Genomic DNA, 18,875 nt, shown 5'->3' on the forward strand with positions numbered 1-18,875 from the left:
CGATGGCTGTGATGAACTCCCCCTGGCGCCTTACGAGCCGCTGTGGCGGAGGATCCGGCGAAAGACCCAGGCCGAGATTGACCCCGGCATCTTGAAGCCCGGCGACAAGCGGCCCACGGCCAAGGATCTGGCCGACGGTAGGAGACCTCAAGGGTCACCGTCAGGAAGGCGGTCGACCTCCTCATCGAGGGCACGCGTCCTGGAGGGGCGACAAGGTGTCGGCGTCTTCGTCGCTGATACCTCGGACCGAGATTCATAAGCGCGATACCCGCCTCAGGAAGTAACTCCTGGGGCGGACCGCGAAGAGGTTATCCCGCTGTTGCTGGGACCGGGTTGGCCTGGTGCCGAGGACCGTGCCCCGGCGGCGGGACGAGAGTTGACGTGTAGTTCTCACCGTCCACAAGCGAGTTAGTCGGGCTCACCCCGGCAGCAGCCATACGGTCGTACTCCGCGAGGACCAGCTCCTTCGTGCGGTAGGTGCCGTACCTGGCGATGTCGTTGTGCTTCAGACCGCCGTTCTCGGTCTGGAAGGTCTCCATGACGTAGTCCACGTCATCCCGCGACACTCCGTACAGGTGGAAGAAATAGGCGTCCAGTTCGGCGCGCATCCGGGCACGCCGGCCCTCGTCCCAACAGAACGGAGCGCCCGTGTCGCCGAGGTCGCGGGCGAGTGGGCCCATGTCGTAGGCCGTGTACACCAGCTCCAGGACGCGGGGCGTGATGAACGGGGTGTGCGGCTCGAGCGTTGCGGGAGTGGGCACCGGCAGTTGTTTCCACGTCATGAGAGCCATATGCACGCCGCTTATCTTTTGGCGGCTGACAAAGTCGAAGACCAGGGAACTCTGGGTGGCAACAAGTGCACCGGCCAGAACCGGAGAGACACGGGGCAGCATCAGGGGGTAGGTGTGCCCTACCGCTGTGCGAGGAAGGAACGCCGGGATGGCGGTTCGCTCATTTGTCGAGGCGGTGACATCGCACCATCCGCAGAGCCACTCCCGCCCCCATCCCAGATCCTTCAAGCGCTGATCCACACCAGGTACGCCGACTGCTTTCCCGCTCCTCCATGTCGGAATCAGCCCGCTCTCAGCGACCCAACTCAGGGAGAGGGCAAACCGTGACGGGTCCTGTAGCTCCGCTGGAGTGAGGTAACGCGGCTGATTCTGGCGGTTGAGAGCAGTCAAGCTCTTGACGACGTCAGCGGCACGATGGTTGTAGAAGTCGACCATCTTCGCCTCATAGAGCGGAAGCATCCGCTCATTACCTCGAATGAACACGTTCCCGTGCAGCTGCCAACCTTCGGCTTCCAACTGCTCGCGCGTACGAAAGAGGTCGGAGTCGTCGGTCATGTTGAAGTGGTTCTTGAACGTAATGCTCCACAGATTGCCACGCCGATCTCGCTCGTTCCAAAGGACGGGGATACGACTATAGATGGCCGCAGTCAGATCGGCGTCTCGGCGAGAGCGGAAGATGGGTAACGTACCCGTATTGGGATTAATGAGGCTGATTTCGCCGGAACTAAGGGCAAATACACGGTCTGCGTCATCAAGATCAGTCGCATCCTCCAAAAAGAAGGCGTACTGTGCTGACGGCTCGCTCAGGTGGCGGCCGGTCGCCGACAGCAGGCAGAATTTGTAGCTGGAGTGCACGCCGACGAAGAGCGGCTTGCGGTTTTCGAAGTCGTACAGGGATGCGATGCGGCCACTCCCACTGAGGCCGCTGAACAGGTGCTGGGCACCAGCGCCCGTAGCAATGGCCGTGGGGATAATGCAGCCGAGCCGACCCTGCGGTGCGACGATCGAGGCGAACCGCTCGGTGAAGAGTTGGTCCGTCTGGAGCGAGTTGACGCCCTTGACAGTGAGGCCCTTTGCACAGAGGGGGAACGCACCGGAATCCCCTGCGAAGTGGAAGGTGCCCTTCACCCGGCGGCGCTCGGCCTGGTAGCGTTCGCCCTCCTCCGGGAACTCCTCCGCCCACTGCGCGATACGGGCACGACGAGCAGTGCCGGAGATCGCGGCGATGGCCGGGTCGACCACGCTGAAGTATTTCTTGTCCTCGAAGTCGACCTTGTCCCAGGGCGGGTTGCCGAGCACGCACGAGAAGCCACCCGCCCAACCGGTCGCTGGGTCGACGTCAACACCCACGCTGTCCTGCGGCACGACGAAGACGGTGGGGAACTCCAGGTGCCAGTGGAAGAAGCGGTGCCGCTCGCTGAGCCGCTCGACCTCGCGGTGGACCGCCTCGGGCAGCTTCGCCCCAGCTTGCAGGTTGCGGAACACCTCGTGCGTGATGGCGGGCAAGGCCTTGCTGCTCTTGTGCCACATGAACGCCGCACACCAGGCGTCACTCACAAACTTGGCATGCTCGTAGCCCGGAGACGTCGCCCAGGTCAGGTAGGCGTCTTCCTGCCGGTGCACGTCGCGCAGGGTGCGGGTCGGCACCTCGACGATCCGGTTCAGATCAGCGGCGAAGCCCGTGTTGGTGAGGCTCACGTCCACGCCGAGTTTCCACAACCCGGGATGCTCCTGACGTTCCTGCTCATTACGCCGTTCCAACGCTCTTGCGAACGTCGCGTCGTCGCCCTCCACCAGTTTGAACGCCTTGCTCGGAATGCCGTCGCGCAGCAGCGCCGGCGTCGCGCCGACCAGCCCGTTGCCGTGCTTGATCTGCGCGTTCAGGAAACCGAGCGGCCGTCCGGGCTTCAGGGCTTCGAGCCACAGCGACACCTTGGCGAGTTCGACCGCCATCGGGTTGAGGTCGACGCCGTACACGCACCGGCGGACGACCTCGTGAAGGGCGTCTCGGACGGCGTCGACCGTCGGTTCCGGGTTGCGCTCCCGGACGGAGGCGACCCGCTTCGCGATACGGCGTGCTGCTGCGACGAGGAAGTGGCCGGAGCCGCAGGCGGGATCGCAGACGGTGAGTGCTAGCAGTTCGTCAACGATGTGGCGCGACGGGTCGGGTTCGCCCGCAGCGGTCGCCTTCGCCTCTCCGCGCTTTTGCGCGTCGTCAAGGACCGGGTCGAGCGTCGAGTCGAGCAGCGTCTCGATCAGGGAACTGGGGGTGTAGTACGAGCCGGTCTTCTTGCGGTTGTTGCCCGCGCGGTCGACCAGGTCGAAGGTGCGATCGGTCGCCTGGTGCTTGGGCACCAACTCCAGCAGCGACTCGTAGATGGAGCCCAACTCCTCCGCGCCCATGTTGCGGTAGTCCGTAGGGCGCCAACGGCCAGACCCTACGTCGCGGACCCGGGCAAGGTAACGCACCGCTTCCAATAGGTCGGCGTTGGCGATCGACCGGTCCCGCAACGGCGAGTCAGCCTCGGTGTCATCGAAGAGCCCGCCGAGACCGGGCAGGCCCAGCTCCGGCCGGCCCTCCTCGCTGCCGAGTGCGGCGAGGACAATCCGGAGCGACTGATAGAGGTCACCGTGGGAGGTGCCCCGACGCTGGAGGGCATGCCGACGCAGCCGGGCGGAGGAAAAGTACTTCGCGTACCGCTCCCGGGTTTGTTCGGTCGTGCCGGGTGCGTGCAGAGCGTCCCGGTCCTCAGCAACGAAGAGAAAGATCAGCCGGTAGACGAGACGCAACAGGGCGGCATGGTAGCTGTTGACGTCGAGGGTGCGTCGCAGGTCGCCGTTCACTGGATGCCGGAGGAACCCAGTGCCGAGTGCAATGATGGCGTTCTTCACCGCATCGCGGTGGTATTCGAGCGCCCGGACACCGGTGTCGATCGCCTCGGTGCGCCACTTCTCCAGCCAGCACGTCGAGGGTGCCGCGCCCTCGGCGACCTCGAAGCGGGAGACGTGCAGCAGCCGATACAGCAGCACGAACTCGCTGAACAGCTCGCCGTCGAAGATCGCCTCCAGGTCGAACTCGACGTATGCGGCGGTGGCGAGCGCGCTGGAGTCGCGCAGCAGCCGCAGCTGCCGGCCGTTGGTGAGCACACCCCAGAGGTGTGCCTCGGACCTATTCAGCAGCTCCTGCACCAGCGACTGCGGCGGTACGCTGCCCCCACCGGCGGGCCGCCTGTCCAGAGCCGCGTTCCAGGCGGCCAGGTGGATCGGCACGTGGTTCCAACGATGGCTGATCGCAAACGTCTTGGCACCGTCGTCCGACGTGATGCCAGCGGCGCCGAGCGCGGTCAGCCGACCGAAGCCGAGCTCCGCGAAGAGCGGCTCCAGCCATTGCGTGACCGCCAGGCCGGTCGGGTCGGCGGGCGTTTCGGCTTCCGGGGCGACCGGAAGCTTCTCGCGCAGCTCCTTCCACACCGACTTGAGGTAGTCCCAGTGGCGTTCGGCGTCATCACGAACCGACCGGGAGCCGATCACCCGGTAGTCGGCGGGCTTGGCGCCACTGACGTCCTTGCCCTCGGCGATCCGGACCAGCATGTCGGCGGGGATCAGTCCGCCGATCGTGTGGACGGCGGAGAAGACCTGGTTGCGGGCGGTGGCGGACATCAGGCGTTGCCTCCGGCGGCGGGGGTGGAAGCGGGCAGGTAGACGTACGCGCCGAGGATGTCGGCGGGCCTCTGCGCGGTCACGGTCAGGCCGCGGACGATCTCGCCGGCAGCGCTGCGCACGCGGCGGTGCGAGGCGAGCAGCTCGGCGGCCAGCTCCTCGCCGTACGCCTCGAGGTGGTCGGTGACCTCGGGCAGCCCGTCGAGGATCCGGCTCATCGTGCGCTCGCCGAAGTCCGGGTCAGTGTTCTCGTCGGCGGGCACGTCGAGCAGCCGCAGCGCGTCCTCGGTGGGCAGCCAGGTGGCGTTGGCGGGCGCGCCGGCGAAAGCGAGCAGCCGGGCGTCCTCGGCGACGAGCTGCCGGGTCCCGGTCCGGGACGGCAGGGTGAGGTGGAAGCGGTAGCGGACCAGCAGCAGGGTGGTGCGACCCGCGACGGCCCGGGTGCGGATGACGCCGCAGCGGCGGGCCGGACGCGGGCCGCTGACCTGGTCGTCCAGGGCGGCGTTGAGGACGTACCCGGCGAGGGCCACCACCGCCGGGTCGGTGCGGACCAGGGCTGCCTCGCCACGCGCGACGGCCGCCGTGGCTCGGAACGGTACCGGGCGACCCGCCTCGACGGCGTCGCCGCCGAGCGCAGGGGCTAGCGCATCACGCAGGCCGGCCGGAGTGCCGCTTACGTCGGCGGTGAAGTCACCGGATCCGCCCGGCTGGTCGCGCAGCACGCCGTCGAGCGCGCGGAGCGCCTGGCGTACGAACTCATGGATCTCTGCGGCCCGGCCGAGCGTGTCGCGGATCGCGGCGACCTCCTGAGCCACCTCGTCCGGTCGAATGGTGTGCTGGGCGAACCGAGACCGGGACGTCTTCTCCTTCTCGGCGGCGGACTGCCACTCGGTGGCCAGGGCGGCGGCCTTCTTGTCGATGGCTCGGTATTCCTCGACGTCGAAGAGGCTCGCCTGCTCCTGCTCCTGGCCGCGCAGCAGCAGCCACTCGACGATCGCGTCGGTCACCCCCTGGGAGGCGGCGTCCGGGACGGAGACGGAGATGCCGAGGTCCTTGCGGATCTGCCGGTGTTTCCTGATGAGGACGTCGAGGACCTTGCCGTCGATGCCGTTGTCGCTCCCCCAGAGGGTGATGACCCGCACGACGTCTCGCTTCTGGCCGTACCGGTCGACCCGGCCCTCCCGCTGGTCGTGGCGGGTGGGGTTCCAGGCGAGGTCGTAGTGGACGACGGCGTCGAAGTGGTGCTGGAGGTTGACGCCTTCGGAGAGGCAGTCGGTGGCGACCAGGACGCGGCGGGCGGCGGGGTCATCGCCGGCGGCCTCGGCGAGTTCCTCAATGCGTTGCAGGCGCTGCTGCGGGGAGAGGGTTCCGGTGACCGCGCGCACCACGGTCTTCTTGCCGAGAACCCCCTCCAGGTGCTCCGCGACGTACTCGGCGGTGGGGATGTAGCGGCAGAAGACGATCGGGTGGTAGCCCTCCTTGAGCAGATCCTTGAGGTGCTTGATCAGCGCCGCCAGCTTCTTGTCGTCCGTTGGTCCTTCCAGCTCGGCCGCCCGGTCAGCCAGCTCGGCGAGCCGCCGGCCCGCGTCGACTTCCACGCCACCGGCCTCGGCGCCGGGGGCGACGTCCAGCCCTTCCAGCGCGTCGGTGTCGGAGAAGTCGCTGGTCAGCGGGGCGCCGAGCCGGTCGGCCTCCTCTGCGGTGACCGCGGTTGCGGTCGCCGAGCGGGTGCGCAGGGTCTGCGCGGCGGCGCGGGGCGAGGAGACGAGGGACCGCAGCAGGGCAATGGCCGACCACCAGGCGATCCGGGCCTCCCGCCGGCCCCGGCTGTCCGCGGCGGTCACCCGCTCGCTGGCGTACGTGATGGCGTCGTCGAGCAGCGCCCGGTAGGCCGGCGAGAGCTTGTAGGTCTCATCCTTGAAGTGCCGGTCGGACGGGAACGCCGTCTCCTCGGCGAGGCTGTCGTCGGCCAGGCCGTCGCTCTTGGTGAGGTATTGGCGCACGTCGGCGCGCTTGCGGTGCACGAAGTGCTGGGCGAGCATCCGCCGGCCCGCCTCCGAGCCCAGGTCCACCGCCGCGAGTTCCGGCCGGACCAGGCCGAGCAGGTTGCGGAAGGCGCTCTCCTTGCCGCTGTGCGGGGTGGCGGTGACCAGCAGCAGGTGCCGCTCGGGGTCGGCGGCGACGCGTTGCAGCAGCTCGAAGCGGAGCTGGTTCTGGGCTGAGGTGTTGTCGTCGGCGGCGACGCAGGTGTGGGCCTCGTCGACGATGACCAGGTCCGGGCAGTGGCGGACGAAGTCGTCGCGGTGCCGGGTGGACTTGATGAAGTCCATGGAGACGATCACGTGGGGGTGCTTGTCGAACAGCGACTGGCCCAGGTCCAGCCCACGCTCCAGCCTGGACACCGTGGAGGCGAGCACCAGTTCGGCGTCGATGCCGAACTTGGTGCGCAGCTCCGCCTGCCACTGCTCGGCCAGCGCCGGCGAGCAGAGCACGGCGAGCTTGGTCGCGCTCCCCTGGGCCAGCAGCTCGCTGGCGATCAGGCCGGCCTCGACCGTCTTGCCGATACCGACGTCATCGGAGATCAGCATCCGCACGGTCCGCTGCCGCAGCGCCATCAGCAGCGGCACGAGCTGGTAGGCGCGCGGCTCGACGGCGATCCCGGCGAGCGCGCGGAACGCGCCCGCGCCGGAGCGGAAGCCGATCCGCAGCGCGGACCGCAGCAGGCCCGCCGCGTACGCGTCACCAAGGTCGGACGGCGTAGGCGGGGCGAACTCGGCGCTCTTGACCTGCTCGAAGGCGGGGAAGACGGCGGCGATGTCGTCGTCGGCGCCGCCCAATGGTCGCAGGACCAGCATGTCGGGGGCGCTCTCGGGCAGCACGACCCAGTCGCGGCCCCGGGCGGAGACCAGCGTTCCGGCGCTGAAGGTGGTCATGAAGCTGTTCCTTGCGTCGTCGTCATAGAGAATGGCGGTCGGATGGTCAGGCGCTGGCGCCGGTGCCGAAATAGCGTTTGTTCTTGGCGGCGATCTCGGACCAGTCGGCGTTGTGCGGGAACCGCACGACGTCCCAGCCCATGTCGAACAAGCGCTCCTCCGCCTCGCGGTCGCGTTCGGCGACCGACTCGTGCTCGTGGACCGGTCCGTCGACGAACACGGCCACGTTCGCCCCGGGCAGGCGGTAGACGTAGTCGGGACGGGCCAGCGCCTCGGTGACGAAGATCTGCGCGTCGTCCGGAAGCCGCAGGCCGCGCTCCTTCAGCCAGGCGATCAGCTTCCCCTCCAGCTTGGTGTCCGACTGCGCCGTGAGGCGGGCCAGCTGCTCCGTCCGGGACTCGCACTCCCCGGTCGTCCGCGCCGCCGCATTGGCGAACCGCAGCAGCAGGTCACGGACCAGGTGCCGGTTGATCGAGTGGTGGTTGAGCTGGTTGCCGTAGGTCAGCAGGCACTCGTAGCAGCCCCAGGCGCAGGGGCGGTCCTTGTGCGGTCCGCCCCGGTCGGTGCTGTCCGGGTCGAAGTGGCAGATGTCCAGCGCCGTGGCGGCGGCGCGGGCCAGAGCCTCCGGGTCCGACTGCATCAGCCGGAGTACGCCGGCCCCACCCTCGGCCGCCTCGGTGAAGAGCATCCGGTCGCGCGGCCCGTCGTCCGGCGGGAGCAATTCGGTGGTGAGTTCCGAGTCCTCCAGCTCGAAGGCCGCCTCGATGCCGCGCTCGAGCGCGTACATCAGGGTGAGCGCGACATCGTGGTCCAGCGGCTCGTCGAGCTTGAGCACCAGGATGTTCCGGCGGTCCTCGACGTACGGGATGACCCGCTTCTTGCGGCGCTTCTCGTTGCCGTCGGCGTCGACCACCGGCATCTCGCTGGAGTCGCCGGACGCCTCGCTGGCGTCGCGTTCGTTCATCCACCGCCCGTCAGCGGGGTCGAGCCAGAACCCGTCGGGCTCGTCCTGCTTGGCCCGGACCCGGCCGATGTTGGTGATGCGGACGGTCGCCGAGTCGCCGTAGGAGAGGGTGGCGAGCCGGTCGTCGCCGTCGGAGACGGCCGCGTCCTGCCGGCCGGGCCGGGCGCCGTGGTCCTGGAAGCGGTACGACGTCACCAGGCGGAAGCCCGCCCGGCGCCGCTCCTCCTCGTCCGAGGAGATCCGTTCCCGGCGCTTCGTGTAGACGGTGTGCAGGTGCAGCAGCCCGTAGGTGGTGTCGTCGAGCGGTTCGTTGCACATCTCGCAGCGGACCGCACGGTAGCGGGTGTCGTGGTGGTACCCGCAGCTGGTGCACCGCCGGGCCTCGCTCGTCACCACCTCGCCGGCCGCGTCCGGCGGCAACTGGATCCGGGTGACCTGGTACCGGGCGCCCTCGTGGTAGATGAGCGCGCCCGGGCCGAACTCCCGGATCGCCAGGAAGCGGGGACGCTGCAGGTAGTCCCCGTCACCCGACCGGCGGCCGGTGGTCGGCACGTACGCGGCCAGCGGAAGGCGCGGGAACGAGTAGCCCGGCAGGAAACCCTCGCTGGCCAGGTAGCGGTACGGGTTGAAGTCCGACAGGACCGATCTGCTCTCGACGGTTTCGTTCTTGAGCAGGTTGAGCTGCGTCTCGGCTTCCTTCCGGCGGCCGACGGCGATCCTGCGGTCGCGTTCGGAGAGGGTGTGGTCGAGGACGCGGCGGTTCTGTTCGGCCTGGTCGACCAGCGCCGCGCGGAACAGGTCCCGCCAGCGGTCGAACGCGCGGTTGAACCGCTCCGGCGTGGTCCGGACCGTGTCCTCGATCCAGTTGTCGTCCCACCACGTCGACTTCTCGAAGTCGGGCAGCAGTCCGGCGAACACCGCTCGGGCCGCCGCCACGGCACGCTCCTGCGCGTGGGTTTCCCGCAGCGCCGCGGCGATGTGATCGTGCAACTCCAAGGCGGGGTTGGGTCGGCGGCTGTCCTCCAGGTAGCTGATGTCGATGGTCTCGGGGATGGCTCGGCCCAGCTTCAGGCCCGCTTCCGCCAGCCAGACGGCGTGCACGTGCGAGCGCACCAGGTCCTCGTTGGCCAGGTCCAGCCGCGGCGGCGCCACCGCACCGGCCACCATGCGGTCGGAGCGCCGGAAGTAGTACTGGTCGTGGCTGTTGCCGGTCGCGCAGTAAGTGGTGACCAGCGCCGGTTGCCCGGATCGTCCAGCGCGACCGCTGCGCTGGGCGTAGTTCGCCGGGGTCGGCGGGACGTTGCGCATCATGACGGCGTTGAGCTCGGAGATGTCGACGCCGAGCTCCATCGTCGGCGAACAGTAGAGCAACTTCAGCTCCGCCTTGCGGAAGGCCTCCTCCCGCCGCTCCCGCTCGACAGGGTCGACCTGTGCCGTGTGCTCGCGGGCCGTCAGCCCGGCGAGAGTGCCGGCCGCGGTCCGGTACAGCTCGCGGAAGAACGTGTTGACCCGGGGACCGTCGCCGCTGGCGTACGTCCGCGTCAGCGGGTCGTGGCTGCCGGTCTGACCCGTCCCGGCACGCCAGATGAGCGCGGCTGCGGAGACCTGGTACCCGGTGATGGGCGTGGCGGCTGAACGCCGATACCGGCCCGCGCGTTCCGGCGTCTGGGTGACCTCGGTGACCTGGCCGCCCCGCTTGAGCACCTCCAGCAGGTCGGCGATCACGTCTTGGGCATCACTCCACGAAAGCTCGGGGAAGTGCACCCTGCGCAGGTACTTTCCGACCTTCCCTCGGCCGGAGAGGAACAGGTTGGACCGGTCCAGGCCCCGCCCGGAAGGCTGGGGGTAGGCCGCGCCGACCTTGGGCTTGTCGCTGGCGGAGAGCACCCAGGGGTCGATGAGCCGTTCCTCGCTGGCTCGCTGGAGCGAGTCGAAGTCGTCGCGGAAGTACTGCACGTCGATCGCCAGGGCCCGGCGCATCTCATCGAGGAGCACCCGCATTATCTTGACCCGTTCGTCGGGCTCAGCCTCGCGGAGCTTCTCGTGAGTGTTGGCCCAGCGATCCTGCTTCTCGGCGAGCCAGGCCAGGTCCTGATAGTCGATCTTAAGGAGACCGGTCTGCTCCAGGTTGGGCATGGTGATGCGCCAACCGCGTTCCAGATCGAGATACAGCCGGAACGCGATGACGTCCCGGAGGGTCTTCGCCGCCAGGCTGGCCAGCGACGGCGGAAGGTCGGCTTCCCGTGCGTAGTCGCCGAGGCTCAATCCGAGCGCAGCGGTGACCTGAGTGGCGAGATCCTCGTGGGTGATGCCCGTATCGCCCGCTTCGACGACCGCCCGGTAGAGGGCGCCGCGAAGCTGCGTGACCTGGACGAAGTCGTTGAAGTGGCCGGCCTGTAGCGAGGCGTCCTGCCGGTTGTCCACGAAGGTGAGGAGCTTGCGCGCCTTCTTGCTCAGCGCCTCCGGCGGCGCCTGCATGAGCGACCGGACGATCGACGCCGACACCAGCGAGGTGGCCGAAGAGCGGCCCTCCTGGTCGAGCGTCGCGAGCTTGGCGAAGTCCTTCCCCCGGGTCTGCTCGTAGCTCACCCCGCAGTGCAGACAGAAAAGGAACGGCGATGGGATGAACGCGGCCCTGAGATCGCCGTGGCCTTCCCAACCCTGCGGGTTGACCGTGATCGCCTGGGGCAGACGCTCCCGGTAGGAGCTACGGACCACCTCACGCCCACCGGCATCGACCTCCAGCCAGGAGTCAGGGATCCGGCGGGCCCCGATGGCCTCCTCCTCAGTAGCGGGCCAGGGCCGGTCCGAGTCGATGAAGAGGTAACCGTCGCCCGCCCGGCCGCCGGTGGCGGCGGTGTCCCGCCGTGGCGCGTAGACGACCCTTCCGTCCTTGTCGGACCGCCAGACGGTCAGGTACTCCTGGCCGCACTCACGGCAGAAGGCCAGCGGCAGCAGGATCTTGCCGTCCGAGCCGGGCAGGACGAGCTGGTATTCACGGGTGAGGTGTCGGGTGAGTTCGTCCTCGAGGGTGACGTACACCGTGTCGCCCTTGGAGAGGAACTGGTGCAGGCGGAAGGCGAACAGCGGACGCTCGGTGACGGGGTGTCGGGTTTCGGACCCGGCCTTGAGCGTCGCCCGGATCGCCTCTCCGCAATCCGCGGCGGTGAGGCCGCTCTGCTTAGCCAGGTCCAGCGCGGCGTCCTCGATCTTGGCCGGCTTCTGCCGCACCAGCTGGCCGGTGACGGAGTCGGTGGCGAGCCCGAAGCGGGTCTCGATCCAGCGGGCCAGCGGGTCGTTCACCAGGTCGGCGTAGGCACGAGGAGCGCCAGCGGCCCTCAGCCTCTCGACCGGCACCGCGTCCGGCGCCTCTCCGGTCGCCCGGATAAGGGTCTCCCCGATCACGTTCTGGCTGCTGACCGGGTTACCGAACAAAGTGGTGGCGACCCGAGCCACCGCTTCCCGCTGGTCGTCGAGGGTGCCCTCGGTCGACATGGTGGCGGAGGTGCCGATGCACTGCAGCTCATCGGCCTGGCAGGCTTCACGGACCCGTCGGATCAGCAGGGCCACGTCGGCGCCCTGGCGGCCACGGTAGGTGTGCAGTTCGTCGAAGACGAGGAACTCCAGCCCCCGAGCCATCTTGATCAGCGACCGGCGGTCGTCCGGCCGGGTCAGCATCAGCTCGAGCATCACGTAATTGGTGAGCAGGATGTCCGGCGGGTTGTCGCGGATCTCCTTGCGCCGCTCGTCGCTCTCCTGCCCGGTGTACCGGGCGTAGGTTACGGGCTCGCGCCCCGGCCCGTACCCGTCGCAGAGGTACTTGTCGAGCTCCTTGAGCTGGCTGTTCGCCAGCGCGTTCATGGGGTAGACGATGATCGCGCGGACGCGCTTCGACGCCTTCGGGCCCTCCTGCTCCCGGGTCTTGAGCACCTTGTCGACGATCGGAACGATGTACGACAGGGACTTGCCGGACCCGGTGCCGGTGGTGAGGACGTAGGAGGCGCCCGACTGCGCCTTCTCGATCGCCTCGCGCTGGTGCCGGTGCAGCGTCAGCGGGCGCCCGTCGCAAGACTGGCCGCCCTCCGTCTTGTTGGCCTGGAAGATGCGCGCGCATTCCGGGTGCAGCACACTCTCGTTGACAAGCTCGAGCATGCTGCCGCCGGAGGCGAAGAACGGGTTCAGCGACAGCCACGGGTCGGGCCACTGCGACTTTGCATCGAGGTCGTCCTCAACGAAGTCCGCGATCCGGTCATTACGAATGGTCGTACCGCCCTCAGTGAAGGCGCGGTAGTCGCTGATGAGCTGCCGGTGCACCTCGAAGACGTCCATGCCAGGAGCCGGGCGGGAGAGAGCCGCTGAATCCGGACCCGCCGACCGAGTGGCCGCGGCCCCGACGGTGTACGCGGCACGGAAGTGGCCGACCGGGTTGAAGTCGTCCCAGCCGGGGACCTTGTCCTCCCCCTGCACCAGCGGCAACAGCGCCTCACGGACGGCCACCGCATCCTCCGGCCTCTCCGCGGGGTCCTTGGCGAGCAGCCGTTCGATGAGCCGTTCCAGGCTCCGCGGCACGTCCGAACGCAGCACCCGAACCGGCGGCGGCGGCTCCTCCAGGTGCTTCTGTCCCACCTCGTGCGCCGAGCCGCTGTGGAAGGGCGGCACACCGGTCAGCAACTCGAACAGGACGCAGCCCAGGGCGTACAGGTCGGCAGCCTGGGTGACCGACGAGGCCCGGAACTGCTCGGGGGCCATGTAGCGGGCGGTACCCACCGTGACGCCGGTGCTGGTGAGCTTCTCGGCTTCGTCGACGTCGATGATCCGACCCATGCCGAAGTCCAGGACCTTGACGAGCCCGCCGCGCAACAGCATCACGTTGGAGGGCTTGAGGTCGCGGTGGATGACCCCGGCGGTGTGCGCCGCGGTAAGAGCGTCGGCGATCTGGGCGCCGATCGCGGCGACCCATGCGATCGGCAGTTGCGGCTGTTCGGAGATCAGGTCGCGCAGCGTCTCGCCGTCGAGGAACTCCATGGCAATGTACGGAAGGCCGGAGGAGTCAACGCCGCCTGCGATCGAGCGCGGCAGGTTCGGATGGGTGAGGCGGCGCATGATGCGCGACTCACGCTCAAATCTCTGGACCGCTTTGCTGTCCGCGGTCGAATCGATGACCGCGCCAGACCGGCTCCTGAGGATCAGCTTGACCGCGGCGACGCGGTCCGGCGAGCCCTCCGGCGCCTGCATGTCCTCCGCCCGGTGGACCTCCCCCATGTTGCCCCTGCCGAGTGCGTTCAGCAGGCGGAATCGGTTCGCCACCAGTTCCAACTCCACGGCCACCCTTACATCCCCCACTAGCCGTCATCCGTACTTCACCACCGAGCGGGCACCGTCCAGCTCAGCGACGACCTCGCCGCCCGAGAGTCCTCACCGGCTTCCTTTCGATTGCCTTAAGTCAAGCAGTATGACCGTGCATCTTTGTAGTCCCCCATCCGGCCAAGATGATCAACCAGAGTGTCAGCCGGGCATTGCTGACGGAGGATTCATACTCCGCTAGGCTCCGTTGTATGAGTCGGCGTGTGACGATCTCCGTCCCGGATGACGTGGCCGAGCAGCTGGACGCCCTGCCTGCTCGCCAGGTTTCCGCGTATGTCACCGAGGCGCTGCGGCGGCGTCGGATATCCGACGACATGCGGGCCGCGCTTCGGGCTGCGGGCCACGGCGAGTTCCCGTACGACCCGATCGGCGCCGCGCAACGGCTGGCCGCCCACCAGGTCACCCCGGAGGCCCGCGAGGCGGCGGTTGCCCGGGTGGCGGAGCTGTTGGGTCGCCCGGCCGACGAGCTGCGGTCGGAGCTGGACCGGCGCTCGGCGGCGTGAGCCGGCCGTACTGGGTGCTCGACACGGGCGCCTTGATGGCGTACGCCCACGCAGTGGAGGCGGTCGGCGCGGTCCTGGTCGAGGTGGCCGATGCCAAGGGCACGGTCGCGGTGCCGCTGGCCTGCCTGCTCGAGGCGTACAGCCTGCTGGACCCGGGCGAGCACGAGCTGCTGCGGATGCTGCGCCGCAATCCCGCAGTGCGTACGGTGCTGCCGGCGCTCGACCTGGACAGCGACGACGAGGCGCCGACCATCGGCAGCATGGCCCGGCACACCGGCCGGCTCGGCGCCGGCCACGCGGCCTGGGTGGCGATGGTTAACCAGGCGGGTGTCATCACCTCCCGAGCCGATCAGATCCGGATCGTGCTCGGCGAGGGCTGGGAGATCCTGGAGGTCTGACCTCACCGCGACATCCCCTCGGGCCGGACCGCTCCGCGGGCCAAGCCGTCGGCGGTGAGCTGCACCAGCGCCGCCCCCAACGATGCCGCCTGCCGGATTGCCGACTCGAAGGCGTCGAGTCGCCGAAACGCCTCCCCGTGCGCCCGCTGCTCGTCCAGCGACAGCCGCCGCACCTGCGCCCGCCGGATGTCGAACCGCAGCGTCCCCGACAGGCTCGACGCCTGCTTCTCGTTCGCCGATGTCCGCAATTGCCCGGCGAGAAACCACGAGTCCAGCGCGGCAGGATTGGGCCGCAACAGGTAGAGATTGCGTCCCAGCAGCGCCCCCTCGGACGTCACCACTCGGGCCCTGAGCTGCCGCGCGATCATCGGCACCACCACGTCCCCGACCACCAACCGAATCTCCTGCCCCAGGCGGCCGTCGTCCCGACCGGACGGGCCTTCGCCGTTCAGCACGTCCTGTACGGTCAGCACCGGCGGCCGGCCGGCTGACGGCTCGCCAACCTCGGGTGACGCGGCGCGGATCGGGCCGAGCAGTTGCAACGCGCCGGCCCGAGCCAGCTCCCCCACCGACAGAAACTCCCCGTCCGGCCCCTCAGGCGCGGGCGTGACCTGCGGCATCAGCGCCGGCAGGTCGCCGACGATGGCGGCCAGGCGCTCTCTGGTGCGTACCAGTTGCTCGCCCGTCGCCTCGCCGACTGCGGGTTGGCGGCGCGCGGGGGTGAGGTCGATCTCCTCGTCGAGCAGCTCGATCACCGGGACCGCCCGGGCGAAGCCGGCCTCCTCGACCTCGGCGTCCGGCGCAGCGGCGAAGGCTCGCCAGGTGGCGAGGATCCGCGGGTAGGTCGCGGCAACGTCGCCGGTGGCGGCGTCGACCAGCAGCGTCCGCGCGGGTGGCGGCGCGTCGGGCGCGGGCCGCCGCAGCACCCATATGTGCAGGGGTACGCCGTGCGGCGCGGCTACCCCGGGCGGGAGCGCGATGACCGCACGCAGGGCACCTCGGCGCAGCAATTCGGCGCGGATGCGGCGGCCGGGGCGTCGGCTGGCGACGGTGGGGGGCATCAGCAGGACGGCGTGTCCACCGGCCCGAAGGTGGGCGAGGGTGTGCTGGGCCCAGGCCAGCTCGGGTTCGGTACGTGGGGTAGTGCCGACGATCCAGCGGGGATCGTGGCCGAGTTCCTCGTCGCCCCAGTTGGTGACCCCGAAGGGCGGGTGGCAGACGACGGCATCAAAGGTGCGACCGGCGAAGGCGTCAGCGCGCAGCGAGTCGCCCTTGCACACCTCCCCCGATACGTCTCGTAGGGCGAGCCACAATCCGGCGAGCCGGGCGAGGTCCTCGTCGATCTCCTGCCCGTACGCCGAGGTGCAGCCGGCGCGAACGGCGGCGCGGAGGGTGGCGCCGGAGCCGGCGGCAGGGTCGAGGACGGAGCCGCCGCCGACGCCGGCGAGCCCAACCATCAGATCGGCCAGGTCGTCGGGGGTGGCGAAGGGCCGGCCGGGTCCGGGGGCGGAGAACCGTTGCCACAGCGCGTCGAAGGCGCCTTGCGGCCGGAGTTCGTCGGCGAGCGCGTCAATGTCGGGCAGCAGCGGCTTGAGCTGCGGATCCGCTGATCGGCCGGGGCGCTGACCGCGTTGCCGGGCGAGCAGCCGCGCGCCGACGGCGGCCAGGCCGGCGGCCGGGGATTCGCTGGCCGCCGCGAGGCGCCGCCAGAGCCGGTCGGCGGTGGCGAGTTCGGGGAGTTTGCCCTGGGCGCGGAGCCACTGCTCGACCTGGGTCAGGTCGAACTCGGGGCTGGCCGGGGTGCCCCCCATCGGGGCGGGAAAGTCGGCATGCCGTTTGCGCCAGTTGCTGACTGCGGCCCGACCGACACCGGCGAGCCGGGCGATCTCCGCTGCGGTGATGGTCGGTGTCTCTTGCACGTTCGGAGTGTGTCACACCTGTCAAGCATCATGGCTGTTGACAGGGTTCACAGATGATGCTCTCATTGACCCCGCAACGTTCACAGCAGGAGGAAAACGATGCGCAAGGCCACCACTCTCGCTCTGCTCGCCACCGGTCTCGTCGCCCTGGGCTGCGGCGCCGGCAGCACCGACGAGGCCAGCACCAGCAAGGCCGACGCTGGCAGCGCCAAGGGCGACGCCAAGCCGAAGACCGCGAAGATCGGCCAGCCCGCCCGGGACGGCAAGTTCGAGTTCACGGTCAAGTCGTCGAAGTGCGGCGTGACCAAGATCGGCACCGACCTGATCGGCGCGAAGGCGCAGGGCCAGTTCTGCCTGGTCACCGTCAACGTCAAGAACATCGGCAAGGAGTCGCAGATGTTCGACGGCAGCAGCCAGAAGGCCTACGCCGCCAACGGCACCGAGTACTCCGCCGACGGCGGGGCCGCCATCTACGCCAACAAGAACGCCGAGACGTTCCTCAACGACATCAACCCCGGCAACCAGGTCACCGGCGTCGTCGTTTTCGACATCCCCAAGAACGTCAAGCTCGCCAAGCTCGAACTGCACGACTCGCCGTTCTCCGGCGGCGTGACGGTCTCCCTCGCCTGATCCACCGCTCGACCCGGGGCGGGCGCCACCGCCCGCCCCGCCCTTCCCCCTGTCCCCCGCCACTGTTCACAGAGGAGACCGCCATGACCGACCCGACCAGCCCGATGCCGGCTAACCAGCCGGCCAACCAGGCCGGCATACCCCCGCAGCCGGCCCCGGCCGGTGCCGCCGTTCCCCCGTTCGCCGCTCAGCCTCTGGGCGCCACGCTCGCCGGCGCGCCGAGCCCGGTCGCTCCGGCCAAGGCCTCCACCGCTCGCGCCTGGATCGTCGGCGGCATCGCCCTCGTCATCGTTCTCTGCTGCGGCGGCGCGGTCGTCGGAGCGTTCTCCGGCGGCAATGACGCCGAGCCGCAGTCCATCGCCGCCACCTCGGCGGCCCCGAGTGCAACCAGCGCCGCCCCGACCACCGCCGCCCCGACCACCGCGCCCCCGACCACGGCGGCGGCGTCGCCGACGCCGACGAAGACCGCCCCGCCGCCGAAGCCGAAGCCGCCGTCGTACAAGACGCTGAGCGCCCGGCAGTGGAAGCTCATCGCCAAGAACCCGGATGCGTACATCGGCAAGCACTACGTCGTGTACGGCAGGGTCACCCAGTTCGACGCGGCGACCGGCACCGACACCTTCCGCGCCGACGTGGCTCACCGGCGGATGTCCTACGAATTCGACTACGAGACCAACACCATGCTGTCCGGCTCTGAGTCGGAGCTGGAGAACCTCGTCGAGGACGACATCTTCCGCGCCAACGTCACGGTGCTCGGCTCGTTCAGCTACGACACGCAGATCGGCGGCCAGACGACCGTGCCGCTGCTCAACGTCGACTCGATCAAGGTGCTCTGACACCTCTCCCGCTTCGAGACGTCAGGAGGCGTCGTGCGTCCCGATGAGGTCCTCCGCGCTATGTCCCTGGTCCCCGCTCCCCTGTACGTCCACGCCCTGCCGCTGCGCCGCTACGTCCGCCCTACCACATGCGCGGACTGCCAGCGGATCGGCGACGCGGTGACCCTCGCGCTCACCGCCGTCCACTACGACGAGCTCGACTCGGCCGAGCATCTCCTGGACACCGCCGAGCGCCTCGCCGCCGCGCACGGCGCGGCCTGCCGGCCGCAGCCGGACCAACAGCGCGGCCGCGGTCGGGTTGGGCGCTGGGCGGCGGCGTCCACGCCGGTCGTCGCCGCGACCGACGCCAGCTGGAAGGGCCGCGCCGGCGGCATCGCGTACGCGGTCAGCGACGGCCACTACGGCCTGCGCGGCCGGGGCACCGGCCGCCTCGACCCGACCGGCGCGTCCCGGGTGCTGATCAACGAGCTGCGCGCGGTGGACTTCCTGCTCTCGGCGTACGAGGAGGCTCCGGCGGGGATGACGGTGCTGTTGGACAGCGTCGTCGCGCTGCGCTGGCTGCACCGCTGGCAGGCCGGCGTCGTGACCAGGATGCCGGCCGGTTACGACGTGCGCGAGCGCCGGTGGGCCGCACAGCCGACGCTGGTCCGGCTCGCCGAGGCGGTGAGCTGCCGGCCGGACCTGTCCTTCCAGCACGTCAAGGGGCACAGCGGGCACGCCCTGAACGAGGCCGCCGACGGCCTGTCCCACATGGCCCGCCGCCGGGTCGACGAAACCTTCGACGTGCGCCCGCGAGCGCACGCCCTGGTCGACGCGTTCCTGCGGGACTGGCACGGCAGCCTCGCCCGCTGACCTGGCCCCCGCCGTCGGCTGATCG

At 69.5% G+C, this 18,875-nt stretch carries 9 protein-coding genes; 5 read left to right on the plus strand and 4 right to left on the minus strand.

Features of this window, described 5'->3' with window-relative positions; all coding sequences use genetic code 11:
- Positions 1–308: 308 nt before the first annotated feature.
- The 3 genes from ACFYOS_RS19235 to ACFYOS_RS19245 are packed head-to-tail and all read right to left on the minus strand — an operon-like array spanning position 309 to position 13,676.
- A complete protein-coding gene (locus tag ACFYOS_RS19235) occupies positions 309–4,451 on the minus strand; it encodes an Eco57I restriction-modification methylase domain-containing protein (protein ID WP_387143035.1) in 4,143 nt (1,380 codons plus the stop codon).
- Positions 4,451–7,384: a helicase-related protein gene (locus tag ACFYOS_RS19240; protein ID WP_387143038.1), complete on the minus strand. Its 2,934-nt coding sequence runs from the start codon at positions 7,382–7,384 to the stop codon at positions 4,451–4,453. Before ACFYOS_RS19240 ends, ACFYOS_RS19235 begins: the two co-directional genes overlap by 1 nt.
- 46 nt (positions 7,385–7,430) lie before the next feature.
- Complete coding sequence (locus ACFYOS_RS19245) at positions 7,431–13,676, minus strand: protein kinase (RefSeq protein WP_387143041.1); 6,246 nt, start codon at positions 13,674–13,676, stop codon at positions 7,431–7,433.
- 227 nt (positions 13,677–13,903) lie between these two features.
- On the opposite strand from ACFYOS_RS19245, the gene ACFYOS_RS19250 reads away from it, so the two are divergent.
- Positions 13,904–14,215, plus strand: coding sequence for a hypothetical protein (locus tag ACFYOS_RS19250; protein ID WP_387143044.1), 312 nt, complete (start codon positions 13,904–13,906; stop codon positions 14,213–14,215).
- Positions 14,212–14,613 (plus strand): hypothetical protein, encoded by a 402-nt coding sequence (locus tag ACFYOS_RS19255; RefSeq protein WP_387143047.1) that lies wholly within the window; start codon positions 14,212–14,214, stop codon positions 14,611–14,613. Before ACFYOS_RS19250 ends, ACFYOS_RS19255 begins: the two co-directional genes overlap by 4 nt.
- 2 nt (positions 14,614–14,615) lie before the next feature.
- Here ACFYOS_RS19255 and ACFYOS_RS19260 read toward each other — a convergent pair whose 3' ends face one another.
- Positions 14,616–16,532 carry an N-6 DNA methylase gene (locus ACFYOS_RS19260; protein WP_387143050.1) on the minus strand — a complete coding sequence of 639 codons (1,917 nt, stop codon included), beginning with the start codon at positions 16,530–16,532 and terminating at the stop codon, positions 14,616–14,618.
- Between the two features lie 99 nt (positions 16,533–16,631).
- On the opposite strand from ACFYOS_RS19260, the gene ACFYOS_RS19265 reads away from it, so the two are divergent.
- The 3 genes from ACFYOS_RS19265 to ACFYOS_RS19275 all read left to right on the plus strand — a co-directional run bounded on the left by ACFYOS_RS19265 (position 16,632) and on the right by ACFYOS_RS19275 (position 18,850).
- A complete protein-coding gene (locus tag ACFYOS_RS19265) occupies positions 16,632–17,162 on the plus strand; it encodes a DUF4352 domain-containing protein (protein ID WP_387143053.1) in 531 nt (176 codons plus the stop codon).
- A gap of 83 nt (positions 17,163–17,245) precedes the next feature.
- Positions 17,246–17,998 (plus strand): hypothetical protein, encoded by a 753-nt coding sequence (locus ACFYOS_RS19270; protein WP_387143056.1) that lies wholly within the window; start codon positions 17,246–17,248, stop codon positions 17,996–17,998.
- Between the two features lie 33 nt (positions 17,999–18,031).
- Complete coding sequence (locus ACFYOS_RS19275; protein ID WP_387143059.1) at positions 18,032–18,850, plus strand: ribonuclease HI; 819 nt, start codon at positions 18,032–18,034, stop codon at positions 18,848–18,850.
- The last annotated feature ends 25 nt before the right edge of the window (positions 18,851–18,875 follow it).

The sequence above is a fragment of the Micromonospora sp. NPDC005806 genome (genome assembly GCF_042871425.1).
Lineage (GTDB): Bacteria > Actinomycetota > Actinomycetes > Mycobacteriales > Micromonosporaceae > Micromonospora.

Coding starts and splice junctions, on each gene's coding strand:
- ACFYOS_RS19235 (WP_387143035.1), bottom strand. CDS start 4,451: ATGTCCGCCACCGCCCGCAACCAGGTCTTCTCCGCCGTCCACACGATC.
- ACFYOS_RS19240 (WP_387143038.1), bottom strand. CDS start 7,384: ATGACCACCTTCAGCGCCGGAACGCTGGTCTCCGCCCGGGGCCGCGAC.
- ACFYOS_RS19250 (WP_387143044.1), top strand. CDS start 13,904: ATGAGTCGGCGTGTGACGATCTCCGTCCCGGATGACGTGGCCGAGCAG.
- ACFYOS_RS19265 (WP_387143053.1), top strand. CDS start 16,632: ATGCGCAAGGCCACCACTCTCGCTCTGCTCGCCACCGGTCTCGTCGCC.
- ACFYOS_RS19270 (WP_387143056.1), top strand. CDS start 17,246: ATGACCGACCCGACCAGCCCGATGCCGGCTAACCAGCCGGCCAACCAG.